The 13,937-nt window shown below is 64.9% G+C and carries 13 protein-coding genes; 4 read left to right on the top strand and 9 right to left on the bottom strand.

The window, feature by feature from the left end:
• Positions 1-75: 75 nt before the first annotated feature.
• The 4 genes from R3355_RS02805 to miaB all read right to left on the bottom strand — a co-directional run bounded on the left by R3355_RS02805 (position 76) and on the right by miaB (position 3,922).
• Positions 76-915, bottom strand: coding sequence for an HlyC/CorC family transporter (locus R3355_RS02805; RefSeq protein WP_318949372.1), 840 nt, complete (start codon positions 913-915; stop codon positions 76-78).
• Positions 916-954: 39 nt separating this feature from the next.
• Entirely contained in the window at positions 955-1,413 is a 459-nt protein-coding gene (gene ybeY, locus R3355_RS02800) for an rRNA maturation RNase YbeY (RefSeq protein ID WP_318949373.1), read from the bottom strand.
• Entirely contained in the window at positions 1,406-2,410 is a 1,005-nt protein-coding gene (locus R3355_RS02795; RefSeq protein WP_318959964.1) for a PhoH family protein, read from the bottom strand. The genes ybeY and R3355_RS02795 overlap by 8 nt, the downstream gene beginning before the upstream one ends.
• 180 nt (positions 2,411-2,590) lie before the next feature.
• Positions 2,591-3,922, bottom strand: coding sequence for a tRNA (N6-isopentenyl adenosine(37)-C2)-methylthiotransferase MiaB (gene miaB / locus R3355_RS02790; RefSeq protein ID WP_318959963.1), 1,332 nt, complete (start codon positions 3,920-3,922; stop codon positions 2,591-2,593).
• A gap of 189 nt (positions 3,923-4,111) precedes the next feature.
• Here miaB and R3355_RS02785 point away from each other — a divergent pair, with 189 nt between their 5' ends.
• Complete coding sequence (locus tag R3355_RS02785) at positions 4,112-4,435, top strand: DUF1820 family protein (RefSeq protein WP_079204654.1); 324 nt, start codon at positions 4,112-4,114, stop codon at positions 4,433-4,435.
• Positions 4,436-4,583: 148 nt separating this feature from the next.
• Here the strand turns inward: R3355_RS02785 and R3355_RS02780 are convergent, their stop codons facing one another.
• From R3355_RS02780 to R3355_RS02760, 5 genes are all read right to left on the bottom strand, one after another.
• On the bottom strand, positions 4,584-5,132 hold the full coding sequence (locus tag R3355_RS02780; RefSeq protein ID WP_318959962.1) for a tetratricopeptide repeat protein: 549 nt from the start codon (positions 5,130-5,132) through the stop codon (positions 4,584-4,586).
• Positions 5,133-5,223: 91 nt separating this feature from the next.
• Positions 5,224-5,868: a hypothetical protein gene (locus R3355_RS02775; protein WP_318959961.1), complete on the bottom strand. Its 645-nt coding sequence runs from the start codon at positions 5,866-5,868 to the stop codon at positions 5,224-5,226.
• Entirely contained in the window at positions 5,868-7,157 is a 1,290-nt protein-coding gene (hemL, locus tag R3355_RS02770) for a glutamate-1-semialdehyde 2,1-aminomutase (RefSeq protein WP_318959960.1), read from the bottom strand. Before hemL ends, R3355_RS02775 begins: the two co-directional genes overlap by 1 nt.
• 54 nt (positions 7,158-7,211) lie before the next feature.
• Positions 7,212-7,838, bottom strand: coding sequence for a thiamine phosphate synthase (gene thiE / locus R3355_RS02765; protein WP_318959959.1), 627 nt, complete (start codon positions 7,836-7,838; stop codon positions 7,212-7,214).
• Positions 7,839-7,865: 27 nt separating this feature from the next.
• Positions 7,866-8,660 carry a hydroxymethylpyrimidine/phosphomethylpyrimidine kinase gene (locus R3355_RS02760; RefSeq protein ID WP_318949380.1) on the bottom strand — a complete coding sequence of 265 codons (795 nt, stop codon included), beginning with the start codon at positions 8,658-8,660 and terminating at the stop codon, positions 7,866-7,868.
• A 331-nt stretch (positions 8,661-8,991) separates the two neighbouring features.
• On the opposite strand from R3355_RS02760, the gene R3355_RS02755 reads away from it, so the two are divergent.
• From R3355_RS02755 to R3355_RS02745, 3 genes are all read left to right on the top strand, one after another.
• On the top strand, positions 8,992-11,382 hold the full coding sequence (locus tag R3355_RS02755) for a hybrid sensor histidine kinase/response regulator (protein ID WP_318959958.1): 2,391 nt from the start codon (positions 8,992-8,994) through the stop codon (positions 11,380-11,382).
• A 239-nt stretch (positions 11,383-11,621) separates the two neighbouring features.
• On the top strand, positions 11,622-12,275 hold the full coding sequence (locus tag R3355_RS02750; RefSeq protein WP_318959957.1) for a TetR/AcrR family transcriptional regulator: 654 nt from the start codon (positions 11,622-11,624) through the stop codon (positions 12,273-12,275).
• A complete protein-coding gene (locus R3355_RS02745) occupies positions 12,272-13,921 on the top strand; it encodes an acyl-CoA dehydrogenase family protein (protein WP_318959956.1) in 1,650 nt (549 codons plus the stop codon). The genes R3355_RS02750 and R3355_RS02745 overlap by 4 nt, the downstream gene beginning before the upstream one ends.
• Positions 13,922-13,937 lie beyond the last annotated feature (16 nt).

The following is a 13,937-nucleotide window of genomic DNA, read 5'->3' as shown; positions in this document are numbered from 1 at the left end:
GTGTCGGGGGCATTGATGGGTTACGCCGCGGCGCGACTAACCCATCCTTGTATCTGCCAAAGCACCGCTGGCGCCTTAGCGCACCAGCGGAGTCAGGCGCAGCAGGTGGATGCGGCGGCTGTCGGCGTTGAGTACGCGGAAGCGGAATTCGCCGATCTCGGTCACTTCATTGCGTTTGGGCAGGTGGCCGAAGGCGCTCATCACCAGGCCGCCGACAGTATCGAACTCGTCGTCGGAGAACTGGGTGTCGAAGGACTCGTTGAAACTGTCGATCGGGGTCAGTGCCTTGACCAGGAAATCACCGCTGGGTAGCGGTTTGACGTAGCTGTCTTCCTCGACATCGTGCTCGTCCTCGATGTCGCCGACGATCTGCTCGAGCACGTCTTCGATGGTCACCAGGCCGGCCACGCCGCCATATTCGTCGATCACCACGGCCATATGGTTGTGGTTGGCGCGGAACTCGCGCAGCAGCACGTTGAGGCGCTTGGACTCGGGGACGAAGGTCGCCGGGCGCAGCACGTCCTTGATGTTGAAGTTCGGCTGCTCGTCCAGCAGTACCAGCGGCAGCAGATCCTTGGCCAGCAGAATGCCGATCACGTCATCCAGGCTTTCGCCCACCACCGGATAGCGCGAGTGGGCGGCTTCGATGATCGAGGGCAGGAATTCTTTGGGCGTCTGGTTGGCCTTGATGCTGATCATCTGCGAGCGCGGGACCATGATGTCACGGACCTGCAGGTCGGCCACCTGGATGGCGCCTTCGACGATGGCCAGCGCTTCGCTGTCGAGCAGCTTGTTCTGGTGCGCTTCACGCAGTACTTCCAGCAGTTCCTGGCGGTTTTTCGGCTCATGAGCAAAAGCCTGGGTCAGTTTGTTCAACCAGGACTTCGGCTCGTTGCTCGATCGGTCTTCGCTCATGGGGGTTACTCGGGATCCTTGCTGATGGGCAATTATTTGCTATTTGTCGTCGGCATAGGGGTCTGGATGACCCAGCTCGGCGAGCAGTGTGCGTTCCAGTGCTTCCATTTCTTCGGCTTCGGCGTCGTCGATGTGATCGTAGCCGAGCAGGTGCAGGCAGCCGTGGATGACCAGGTGTGCCCAGTGCGCCTGCGTGGATTTTTCCTGCTCGAGCGCCTCGCGCTCGACCACCGGCACACAGATCACCAGGTCGCCGAGCAGGGGGATATCCAGCATTCCGTCCGGGACGTCGGCGGGGAAGGACAGCACGTTGGTGGCGTAGTCGCGCTGGCGGTAGGTGTGGTTGAGTTCGAGACCTTCGGCTTCGTCGACCAGGCGGATGGTCAGCTCGGAATCGGCCGTGCGCTGGCGCAGGGCGGTTTCGCACCAGCTGCGAAACTGCGCCTCGCTGGGTAAATCGGCAGCCAGGGTGGCGACCTGCAGATCCAGTTCAAGCATTGTTGTTGTCCGGCTCGTCGATCAGCTTGCCGTGAACCCGATCGTCGTAACGTTCGTAGGCCTCGACGATGCGCTGGACCAGGGGGTGGCGCACCACGTCCTTGGGCTTGAAGTGGGTGAAGCTGATGCCCGGCACGTCACGCAGCACGTCGATGACGTGGGTCAGGCCGCTCTTGGTGCCGCGCGGCAGGTCGACCTGGGTGATGTCGCCGGTGATTATCGCGGTGGAGCCGAAGCCGATGCGGGTGAGGAACATCTTCATCTGTTCCAGGGTGGTGTTCTGGCTCTCGTCGAGGATGATGAAGCTGTTGTTCAGGGTGCGCCCGCGCATATAGGCCAGCGGTGCGACCTCGATCACCTGCTTCTCGATCAGCTTGGCCACCTGCTCGAAGCCGAGCATTTCGTAGAGCGCGTCGTACAGCGGGCGCAGGTAGGGGTCGATCTTCTGTGACAGGTCGCCGGGCAGGAAGCCGAGCTTCTCGCCGGCCTCGACTGCCGGACGCACCAGCAGGATGCGGCGAATCTGCTCGCGCTCCAGGGCGTCCACCGCGCAGGCCACCGCCAGGTAGGTCTTGCCGGTGCCGGCCGGGCCGACGCCGAAGTTGATGTCGTGCTCGAGAATGGCTTTGACGTAGCGCTGCTGGTTGACCCCGCGCGGACGAACCATGCCCTTGCGGGTGCGCAGGGCGATGCCGGGTTCGGCGCTGGGGTTGGCCAGTTCCTCGATACCGGACTCCTGCAGGAACAGGTGCACCATGTCCGGTGACAGCTCCGTGCCCTTGGTTTCGCGGTAGAGGCGGCGCAACAGTTGTTCGGCGGAGTTGGTCTGTTCCGGCGCGCCGATCAGCTCGAACTGGTTGCCGCGGTTGCGGATCTCGATGGCCAGGCGCTGTTCGATCAGGCGCAGGTGCTCGTCGAATTGCCCGCAGAGACTGGCAAAGCGGCGAGCTTCAAAGGGCTCGAGGATAAAGCGATGTGGTTCTATGGGTGCGTTCAAGGTCGTTTGATGGCCGCCAGTCGGCTGGGTAGTGAAACGAAGAATACCGCTAGCAGTGCGCGCGGGAAAGCTCGGACTGCTGCAACTTTAGCATCGCTTGCTGTGGGTTCGGATTGCGCCTGAAATTGGCACTGCTCCGCCCGGGCTGCACGCGGCGTACCCCGTGCATGGCGGGGCGGTTCATTCGCCGAGCAGGCTGCCGCGTAGCGAGTTGGGCAGGGCGTCGTCGATATGCACGTCGACGAACTGACCGATCAGGCGCGGGTTGTCGGTGCGGAAGTTGACCACCCGGTTGCTCTCGGTGCGGCCCTGGAGCATGCCGGGATCCTTCTTCGAGTAATCGCTGACCAGGATGCGCTGAACCGTACCGACCATGCGCCGGCTGTTTTCGGCGCCTTGCTGGCTGATGCGCTGCTGCAGGATCGCCAGGCGCTGCTTCTTCAGTTCTTCCGGGGTGTCGTCGCTCAGGTCCGCCGCCGGGGTGCCGGGGCGCGCGCTGTAGACGAAGGAATAGGAGAAATCGAAGCCGACGTCCTCGATCAGTTTCATGGTCTGCTCGAAGTCTTTCTCGGTTTCGCCAGGGAAGCCGATGATGAAGTCCGTGCTGATCAGGATGTCCGGCACCGCCGCGCGCAGTTTGCGGATGCGCGACTTGTACTCGAGTGCGGTGTGGTTGCGCTTCATGGCTGCGAGAATGCGATCGGAGCCCGACTGCACCGGCAGATGCAGGTATTTCACCAGTTCGGGGATCTCGGCATGAGCCTGGATCAGCGCATCGGAGAATTCCAGCGGGTGGCTGGTGGTGTAGCGGATACGGTCGATGCCGTCGATGGCGGCCACGGCGTAGAGCAATTCGGCAAAGTCGGCGAGCTGGCCGTCTGGGGTGTCGCCGCGGTAGCCGTTGACGTTCTGGCCGAGCAGGGTGACTTCGCGCACGCCGTTTTCAGCCAGGTGCAGCACTTCGGCGAGGACGTCGGCCAGTGGGCGGCTGACTTCCTCGCCACGGGTATAGGGCACTACGCAGAAGGTGCAGTACTTGCTGCAGCCTTCCATCACCGAGACATAAGCGCTGGGGCCGTCGACCCGTGGTTCGGGCAGGCGGTCGAATTTCTCGATCTCGGGGAAGGAAATGTCCACCTGCGGCAGCTTGGTGCTGCGCACGGCGGCGATCATTTCCGGCAGGCGGTGCAGGGTCTGCGGGCCGAAGACGACGTCGACATAGGGCGCCCGGTCGCGGATTGCCGCCCCTTCCTGGCTGGCCACGCAGCCGCCGACGCCGATCACCAGTTCCGGGTTGGCCAGCTTCAGTTCGCGCCAGCGGCCAAGCTGGGAGAACACCTTGTCCTGGGCTCTTTCGCGAATCGAGCAGGTGTTGAGCAGGATCACGTCGGCATCTTCAGCGCGTGCGGTGACTTCCAGGGCTTGATGTTCGCCCAGCAGGTCGACCATACGCGAGCTGTCGTACTCGTTCATCTGGCAGCCGTGGGTTTCGATATAAAGCTTCTTGGTCATGCGCGCTCAAAAGGGTGATTCGAAGAACCGCACATTATAGTGGCCGAACGGCTGGGTTCCTAGCCGCCTGTCGGACTTAGCCGTCCGTAGCAGGGCAGCGTTAAGTTTGACAGGCAGCTGGCATTGCCTGGCCGGTGGCTGTGCTATGATTTGCGCCCTCTTTTTCCCCTCCAGTCTAGACTTCCATCCATGAGCAAGCGCGAACCCATCTATAAGGTGATTTTCCTCAACCAGGGCCAGGTGTACGAAATGTATGCCAAGCAGATCTTTCAGAGCGATCTGTGGGGCTTCCTGGAGGTGGAGGAGTTTGTCTTCGGTGAGCGGACCCAGGTGGTGGTCGATCCCAGCGAAGAGAAACTCAAGGCCCAGTTCGACGGCGTGGTGCGCAGCTTTTTGCCCATGCACGCGATCATTCGCATCGACGAAGTCGAACGCCTGGGCACGCCGAAGATCAGCGAGGCCAAGGGTGGCGGCAATGTCATGCCGTTCCCCATGCCGATGCCGGATAAATAGCTTGGCGGCAAGCTGCAAACTCTGAGCTGGGTAGGATGGGGTGGGCCGGGCAGGTTGAGCGAAGCAATATCCATCTCAGGCAGCATGGGTTCGCTGCGCTCAACCCGTCCTGCAGCTCTCGAAGCCTTGCGACTCCTGCCTCCGGCCGCTACGGCAGCGGCGCGAATGGCGATTGGCCGTCGGCCGCCTGCAGCTCCAGCAGGTAGTTGCGGAATATCTCGCCGAGTACCTGGCCGGCGAGTTCCAGTTCCTCGCGCTGCATGCGCTCAGAAACCAGGTCGGCACTGTCCATGGCTTCATCCGAGCCGTTCACCGCGGCCATCTTCAGTACGATAAAAGCCTGCACATTGTTCGCCGGCACACCTTCGCCGCGGAAGAACATCATGCCCAGGCGATATTGCGCCTGGGCATGACCCTGCAGCGAAGCCTGCTCGAACCAGTTCAGCGCTTGCGCCAGGTCGCGCGGCGCGCGCTTGCCGTCGTAAAAGAATTCGCCCAGTTCATACCCGGCTTGCGGGTCACCGTTCTGCGCCGCTTGCTGGCAGGCGGCCAGCGCGTCGGGCAGGTCTTCGGGCGAGGTGTTCAGCGAGCAACTGCCGGTTGCGGGGATCAGCAGGGTGTTGCCGCCTGCGAACGCCAGCAGCGGCAGAAGAAGCAGCAGGCAGCCCAGAGATAGGGTGCGGCCGGTGCAGTTCATGGAAATCCGTGTACCTCGGGAAGCGGTGCGGGGTCGAGCCCGGCCGACAAGGTGCGTCGGCCTTGGCATTATGAAATAAGCAGTGGCGTTCTTACAAAGTCTTTACGGGGTTTTCTCGAATGCTGCCATCAGCTGCATGGCCCGGCAGGCTCAGTAGCAGCCAGGCCAGCAGCGGGTAGGCCAGTGTCAGCACGGCATGCAGCAGGTCGATGCGGCGCAACGGACCGATAAGGCCCTCGCTGCCGATCGCCAGTGTGGCCAGCAAGAACAGGCCGACAATGACCGTCGCGGCGTATGCCGGTGTGCGCCGCGGCCACTGGATAGCGCCGGCATAGACAATCAGCAGCAGGCTCGCCAGGTTGAGCAGCAGGCGGTAGTCCTCCAGCAGGTTCATTTGCCGGAACAGCTCGAAGAAGGCGCACAGCCCCAGCACCACGCGTCCCCAGTTCGGCCGGCTCCAGGCCCAGCCGCGGCCAAGGGTCAGCGCGGCTACGCCGAGTAGCGGCAGGCCGAGAAAACTGCTGGCCTGGCTCAGCCACAGGTGGCCGGCCTGCCAGCTCGGGTCGCCGACGGCGGCAACCGCCGCCGCAGCCGCCAAGAGAAAGCCGAGCAGGGCGCAGAACAGTGCCGGTTGATCGGCCTCGCCGTAGTGCTTGCGCGCCTTGCCGATGGCGACGGCGCAGGCCAGGCAGGCCAGTGCCAGCATGCCGCCGGACAGGACAGTGCTGTACTGCATCAGCTTTTTTTCAGCTCGGCGAAGGCGCGCTCGGCCGCGTCCAGGGTGATCGCAAGCTCCGTCTGGCCGTGGGCGATGGAGGTGAAGCCGGCTTCGAAGGCGCTCGGGGCCAGATAGACGCCGCCATCCAGCATCAGGTGGAAGAAGCGCTTGAAGCGCTCGGCATCGCTGCTCATCACGTCGTCAAAGGTGACGATGTCGTCGGCACCGCTGAAGTACAGGCCGAACATGCCGCCGGCCTGGGTGGTGACGAAGGGGATGCCGGCGGCATCGGCGCGATCCTGCAGGCCCTGCAGCATGCATGCGGTGTAGTCGCTCAGCTCGGCATGGAAGCCCGGGCGGCTGATCAGCTTCAGGGTGGTCAGGCCGGCGGCCATGGCCAGCGGGTTGCCGGACAGGGTGCCGGCCTGGTAGACCGGGCCGAGCGGGGCGATGCAGTGCATGATCTCGCGCTTGCCGCCGAAGCAGCCGACCGGCATGCCGCCGCCGATGATCTTGCCGAAGGTGGTCAGGTCCGGGGTCACGCCGTAATGCGCCTGGGCACCGCCGAGGGCGACGCGAAAGCCGGTCATCACTTCGTCGAAGATCAGCACCACGCCATGCTTGTCGCATTGTTCGCGCAGGCCCTGGAGAAAGCCCGGCGCCGGCGGTACGCAGTTCATGTTGCCGGCCACCGGCTCGACGATGATGCAGGCCACTTCGTTGCCGACTTCACCGAGCATCTGCGCGACCGCGTCGATGTCGTTGAACGGCAGGGTCAGGGTGTGTTTGGCGAAGGCCGCCGGCACCCCGGCCGAGCTCGGCACGCCCTGGGTCAGCAGGCCCGAGCCGGCCTTGACTAACAAGCTGTCGGAATGGCCGTGGTAGCAGCCTTCGAACTTGATGATGCTGTCGCGGCCGGTGAAGCCGCGCGCCAGGCGGATCGCGCTCATGGTCGCTTCGGTGCCGGAGCTGACCATGCGCACCATGTCCATGGACGGCACCAAAGCGCAGACCAGGTCGGCCATCTCGGTTTCCATGGCAGTCGGTGCGCCGTAGGACAGGCCATGTTCCAGCTGGCGGCGCACCGCATCGAGCACGTCCGGGTGGCTGTGGCCGAGAATCATCGGGCCCCAGGAACCGACGTAGTCCACGTAGCGCTTGTCATCCTCATCGGTGACATAGGCGCCGGCCGCATGCTTGAAGAACAGCGGCGTGCCGCCGACGCTCTTGAAGGCGCGCACCGGCGAGTTGACGCCGCCGGGGATGTGCTTCTGGGCGTGGGCGAAGAGGATTTCGGAGCGGGACATGGCAGGGCCTCTCAAATAGCGAGTCGGGGCGAATCGGGCCGCCCCGCAAATCGGTTAAGGGGTGGCGAACAGGGCGCTGAAGGCGCGGGCGCGGCGCTCGACTTCGGCGGCCGAGTCGGCGGCGAACAGGGCGTGGATCACTGCCACCATGCTGGCGCCTCGGGCAATCAGCTGGGCGGCATTGTCCAGGGTCACGCCGCCGATGGCGACGATCGGCAGGCCGATGCGGCTTTTCGCCTCATCCAGCAGCTCGAGCGTGGCACAGGGGGCGCCGGGCTTGGTGTTGGAGTCGAAGAAGCGACCGAAGGCGACATAGCTGGCGCCCTCCTTGGCGGCGGCTTCGGCCAGCTCGATCTGGGCGTGGCAGGTGCCGCCGATGATCGCCTGGCGCCCGAGCAGGGCGCGGGCGGCGGACAGCGAGCCGTCGCCTTGGCCCAGGTGCAGGCCGACGCCGAGGCGTGCAGCCAGTTCGGCGTCGTCGTTGATGATCAGTCCGGCGCCGTAGCGAGTGCACAGCTCGCGCAGGGCTTCGGCCTGACGCAGGCGGCGGGCGTCGTCGGTCGACTTGTCGCGGTATTGCAGCAGCGTCGCGCCGCCCTTGAGGGCGGCCTCGACGTAGGGCAGCAGCTTGCCCTTGAGCAATTCGCTGTCGGTGATGGCATACAGGCCACGCAGTTTCATCGGAAGCGCTCCATCAGCTGCTTTCTATTAATAAGCATCCAGCGGCAGGCGGCGCGGGATGTACTGGCCATGGCCGGGTTGCTCGGCGTCGCGCAGGGTGCGCCAGGTGTAATCGAGGGCGAACTGCACGGCGCTGACCAGCTCCTGACCGAGGGCCAGGCGGCCGGCCAGGGCGCTGGCCAGGGTGCAGCCGGAGCCGTGGTAGCTGCCCGGCAGGCGCTGACAGGTAAAGGTGTGACGGCTGCCGTCGCGGCAATACAGGCGATTGTGCACCTGATGTTCATCGCCATGGCCGCCGGTGATCAGCAAATGCTGGATATAGGGCAGCAGCTTCTCCGCGCACTGATCGGCCGTGCCGTCCGGCAGTTCGGCGAGGATGCGTGCTTCCGGCAGGTTCGGCGTGGCGATGGTGGATACGGCAAACAGGCGCTTGCGCATGGCATAGCCGACTTCATCCTTGCCCAGGGCGCCACCACCGCCGGCACGCAAGACCGGGTCGCAGACCAGGGGGATGCCCGGCAATTGCTGCATGATCTGCAGCACGGTCTCGACCATTTCCACCGAGCCGAGCATGCCCAGCTTGACTGCTGCGATCGGCAGGTCGGCGATCACCGCATTGGCCTGGGCCAGCACCCAGTCGCGGTCGAGCACGCGGAAATCGCTGACGTTCACCGTGTCCTGCACGGTCAGTGCGGTGACCGTCGGGGCGGCGTGGCAGCCTTGCGCGAGCAGGGCTTCGATATCGGCTTGCAGGCCGGCACCACCACTTGGGTCGTGGCCGGACAGGCAGAGCACTACGGGGCGGGAAGTAGGCGTTTTCATGGTGCGCGAGCTTAGCATTAAACGGCCCCGATTGAACCGCGCGGGTGGGCGCGGCGATCGAGTCGAGCCATGCCGCTCGCAGTTGGGGATTCTGATCGTGCAGGGGATTTTTCAAGGCGTTCGCTGGCTGTATTGTCGTTGGCCTTTGGGGCCGATTCCAGGGCCCTGCATGTGTGCCCGCGCTGTTTGCGCCAGCCGCCGTTTCCCCCCGCAAAGCCTGTGCTAGAGTGACGGCCACTCAAATAACCGGGTAGGCGAGGCGGCGTCAGTCAGGAGAGAAGGGCTCTCCGGCGCATCCCGACTTTGCCCGACTTCGCCTTCGTGGGTCCGCATGCGCTACCTCCTGATTTTTCTGTTGGCAGTCTGGCCGCTATGCGCCTCTGCCGTGGTCTTCGATGAGCATACCCGCGAGCTGCCGCTTGGCCAGGCCATGCATGTGTTCGAGGATGTGCGCGGTGATGCGACTATCGACGAAGTCACCTCGTCGGCGCTGCAGGCGAGCTTTCGCCAGCATGACAAACCGGTGCTGAACGCCGGCTATTCGCGTTCGGTATTCTGGCTGCGCCTGGATCTGGAATATCGGCCGCAGCGGGCGGACGGGCTGGGCGGGCCGCAGCCCTGGTTGCTGGAACTGGCCTATCCGCCGCTGGATCTGCTGGACCTGTACCTGGCGGACGCCCAGGGCAGGTTCCAGCTGGCCCAGCGTACCGGCGACGGATTGCCTTTCGCCAGCCGGCAGATCAAGCACCATAATTACCTGTTCGAACTCGACCTGCAGCCGCACCAGCCGCAGCGTGTCTATCTGCGCCTGCAGAGCCAGGGCTCGATCCAGGCACCGCTGAGCCTGTGGGCGCCCAATGCCTACCTGGAAGAGCAGCCCGCGCGTATCTATGTGCTCGGCATCATCTATGGCGTGCTGTTGGTGATGCTGATCTACAACCTGTTTATCTTCCTCAGCGTCAGGGATGCCAGCTACCTCTATTACATCCTCTATATCGCCTCATTCGGCCTTTATCAGGTGTCGGTCAACGGCGCCGGCATCGAGTATTTCTGGCCTGACAACCCCTGGTGGGCGAATGCTGCGACGCCCTTTCTGATCGGTTCGGCGGCGCTGTTCGGCTGCCAGTTCGCGCGCAGCTTTCTGCATACCGCCGAGCACAGCCCCTGGGTCGACCGCACGCTGCTGCTGCTGATGGTCAGCGGTGCCGGGGTGATGGTCCTGGCGCTGACCGTCAGCTATGCCCTGTCGTTGCGCCTGGCTACCTACCTGGCGCTGCTGTTCACCGTGGTGGTCTTCGTCGCCGGGGTCCTGGCCTGGCTGCGCGGCATGCGCGTGGCGCGCTACTTCATCATCGCCTGGAGTACCTTCCTGCTCGGCGGCGCGATCAACAGCCTGATGGTGCTCGGCTACCTGCCCAATGTGTTCCTGACCATGTACGCCAGCCAGATCGGTTCGGCCCTGGAGGTCGGCTTGCTGTCGCTGGCTCTGGCCGACCGGATCAACGCGATGAAGGAGGAGCGCACGCGGATTCTCCAGGATGCCGGGCGCAAGCTGGAGGCGCTGAACCAGGAACTGGCCAACAGCAACCGACTCAAGGACGAATTCCTCGCCACCGTCACCCACGAACTGCGCACGCCGATGAACGGGGTGATCGGTTCGCTGGAATTGATGCAGATGACCGATCTGGATGCCGAAGTGGCGCAGTACCAGAAGACCGCCGCCAACTCGGCGCGGGACATGATGCGCATGGTCAACGACATCCTCGCCCTCAGCGAGTTGCAGGCCGGCAAGCTCTACCCGCGGCGCGAACCGTTCAGCCTGCGCGGGCTGCTCGACAGCTTGCGCGCGCAGCACAAAGCGCGTGCCGAGGACAAGGGCCTGCGCTTCGTCCTGGAACTGGACGAAAGCCTGCCCGATACCCTCGAGGGCGATGCCGGCAAGCTGGCGCAGAGCCTCGGCTATCTGCTCGACAACGCCATCAAGTTCACCACCCAGGGCGAAATCCGCCTGCGGGTCAGGCGCGCCGGCACGGTGTCCGATAGCCTGCCGCTGAGCATCGAGGTGATCGACACCGGTGTGGGGTTCAGTGTGCCGCAGGAGACGTCGCTGTATCAGCGCTTCCATCAGCTGGACGGCTCCATGACCCGTGAATACGGCGGCCTGGGTATCGGTCTGGCAATCTGTCGGCAGTTGGTCGACCTGCAGGGCGGCACCCTCGGCCATGAGTCGCAGCCTGGCCAGGGCAGCCGTTTCCAGCTGCAGGTGCCGCTGGCCCTGCCGCATCCGCTGGCCGCGCAGCCTGCGCCTGTGTCGCGGGCGCAGGCCGTGGTCGCGCGCAGTCCCGGGCAGTGCACGGTGCTGGTGGTCGAGGACAACGCGATCAACCAGCTGGTGACCCGCGGCATGCTGCTCAAGCTGGGTTACCAGGTGCGTACCGCCGACAACGGTGCCGAGGCCCTCGAGGTGCTGCGTGGCGAATCGGTCGATGCGGTCCTCATGGATTGCCAGATGCCGGTGATGGACGGTTTCGCCACCTGCCGGGCGCTGCGCACCTTGCCGGGCTGCGCCGAGCTGCCGGTGCTGGCGATCACCGCCCACAGCCACAGCGGCGACCGCGAGCGCTGTCTGGCTGCCGGCATGAGCGATTACCTGGCCAAACCGGTGAAGTTCGAGGCCTTGCGCGGCCTGTTGCACGACTGGGTGCTGTGCCGCGCCTCCTAGTGTGCTGTCTCGCAATAATCATTGTTCAAGCGGCTGCAGCTGGCCTGTACAGGGTGCGCCCAGGCACCCGGTTGTCAGGGGTGCGCACGGCGCACCCTACGAGTCGGTGCCATCGAAACAATAATTCTGAGACAGCCTCCTAGCCTCTGTCCCAGCCCTCTCTCTTGGCCGAAATGCCCCTTTGCGCAAACTCTGAAGCATGATTCACTGAATGCAATTAATGAATCAGGATTCAGATCATGGCTTATCGCACCAGCGCCCTGCGTATCGACCGCGATCAGGCACTGCGCCAGCGGATCCTTGCCGGCGCCCTGGCGCGTGTTGCCGATGGCGGTTTCGCCGCCTTGACCATGCAGGCGCTGGCCGAGGACGTGGGCATCGCCACCGGCAGTCTGTACCGCCATTTTCACAACAAGGGCGAATTGGCCGCCGAAGTCTTCGCGATTGCCAGTCAGTGCGAACTCGAGGCGCTGCTGCAGACCCTGCGCGCTCCGGGCCCACCGGCCGAGCGTCTGGCCGCCGGCTTGCAGCAGTTCGCCGCGCGGGCCTGGCACAGCCGGCGCCTGGCCTTCGCCTTGATCGCCGAACCGGTCGAGCCGCAGGTCGACGAGCAGCGGCTGCTCTACCGCGAGGCCTATGCCGAGTCGTTCGGCGAGCTGCTCGAGGAAGGCAACGCCGCCGGCGTGTTCCGCGTCACCCATCTCGGCCTGACCGCCGCCTGCCTGGTCGGCGCTATCGCCGAAGCCCTGGTCGGACCCTTGTCACCCCCCGCCCGCGCCGCCCGCGAAGCGGGTTATCCCGCCCCGAGCCTGAGTGAAGTCAGCCAGGGCCTGGTCACCTTCTGTCTACGCGCCGTTGGCGCCCCGCTGCCCGAAAAGGAGCCGCAGTCATGAATGCCAGTCAGCATGCCGAAACCCATGAAGTGTTCAACCAGGTGCCGCCGCTGGACGGCGCCAACCTCTACCGCGCCGACCTGCCCTTGCAGGAGTGGAACAAGCGCTTCGGCGGCGACTGGGCCGAGGCGCGCATCGACGCCTATGGCGCCCTGGCCGGTGGCGAGCTGATGGCCGCGGGCTTTCTCGCCAACGAGAACAAGCCGCAGTTCAAGAGCCATGATCGCTATGGCCAGCGCATCGATCTGGTCGAGTACCACCCGGCCTATCACCAGCTGATGGCCGCGGCGATCGAGCACGGCATCCCATCCATGCCCTGGACCGATCCGCGACCCGGCGCCCAGGTCGCCCGTGCGGCGATGAGCTACCTGCACAGCCAGGCCGAAGCCGGCAGTGGTTGTCCGCTGACCATGACCTACGCCAGCGTACCGGCGTTGAAGCTGCAGCCGGATATCGCCGAAATCTGGCTGCCGAAGATCCTCTCCACCCGGTACGACCCGCGCAACCTGCCGATCGAACAGAAGAGCGGTGCCACCATCGGCATGGCCATGACCGAGAAACAGGGCGGCACCGACGTGCGCGCCAACACCACCCGCGCCTATCCGGTCGGCGCTGGCGGGCCCGGCCAGGCCTATGAGCTGGTCGGCCACAAGTGGTTCTGCTCGGCGCCCATGTGCGACGCCTTCCTGACCCTGGCCTATACCGACAAGGGCCTGACCTGCTTCCTGTTGCCGCGCCATCGCCCGGACGGCACGCGCAACGAGCTGTATATCCAGCGCCTGAAGAACAAGCTGGGCAACTGCTCGAATGCCTCCAGCGAAGTCGAGTACCGCGGTGCCCTGGCCTGGATGGTCGGCGAGGAGGGGCGCGGCGTGCCGACCATCATCGAAATGGTCGCGCTGACCCGCTTCGATTGCATGGTCGGCTCCAGTGCCCTGATGCGTCAGGCCCTGACCCAGGCCTCCCATCACTGCGCCTACCGCCAGGTCGGCGGCCGCGTGCTCAACGAACAACCGCTGATGCAGAACGTCCTGGCCGACCTGGCCCTGGAAAGCGAAGCCGCCCTGGCCCTGACCCTGCGTATGGGCAAGGCCCTGGACCAGGCCGCAGACCCGCAGGAAGACAAGCTCGCCCGCCTGGTCATTGCGGTCGGCAAGTACTGGATCTGCAAGCGTGCGCCGGCCATGATCAACGAGGCCGCCGAATGCATGGGCGGCGCCGGCTACGTCGAAGACAGCATCCTGCCGCGCCTGTACCGCGAGGCACCGGTCAATTCGACCTGGGAAGGCTCCGGCAACGTGCAGTGCCTCGACGTGCTGCGCGCGCTGTCCAAGGAGCCGGGCGTGCTCGATGCGCTGTTCGCTGAGCTGGGCGACGGCCATGGCGATGCCCGGCTGAAAAAGCATATCGACAAACTCCAGGCGGATTTCAGCGACAGCGCCGACATCCAGTACCGCGCCCGCCAACTGACCGAAGACGTGGCCCTGGCGCTGCAGGCCAAGCTGCTGCTGGAAGCCGGCAACGCCACGGTAAGCGACGCCTTTATCGCCAGCCGCCTTGGCGCTGGCGGACGGGTCTACGGCACCCTGCCACGCGGCATCGATGTCGCCGCGCTGGTGGCGCGCAGCACGCCCTTCATCGAGTAGTCAGCTGTGGCGCCGA

This window comes from Pseudomonas sp. (genome assembly GCF_033723075.1).
Classification (GTDB): Bacteria; Pseudomonadota; Gammaproteobacteria; order Pseudomonadales; family Pseudomonadaceae; genus Aquipseudomonas.
This window is presented reverse-complemented; position numbering and strand designations above follow the sequence as displayed.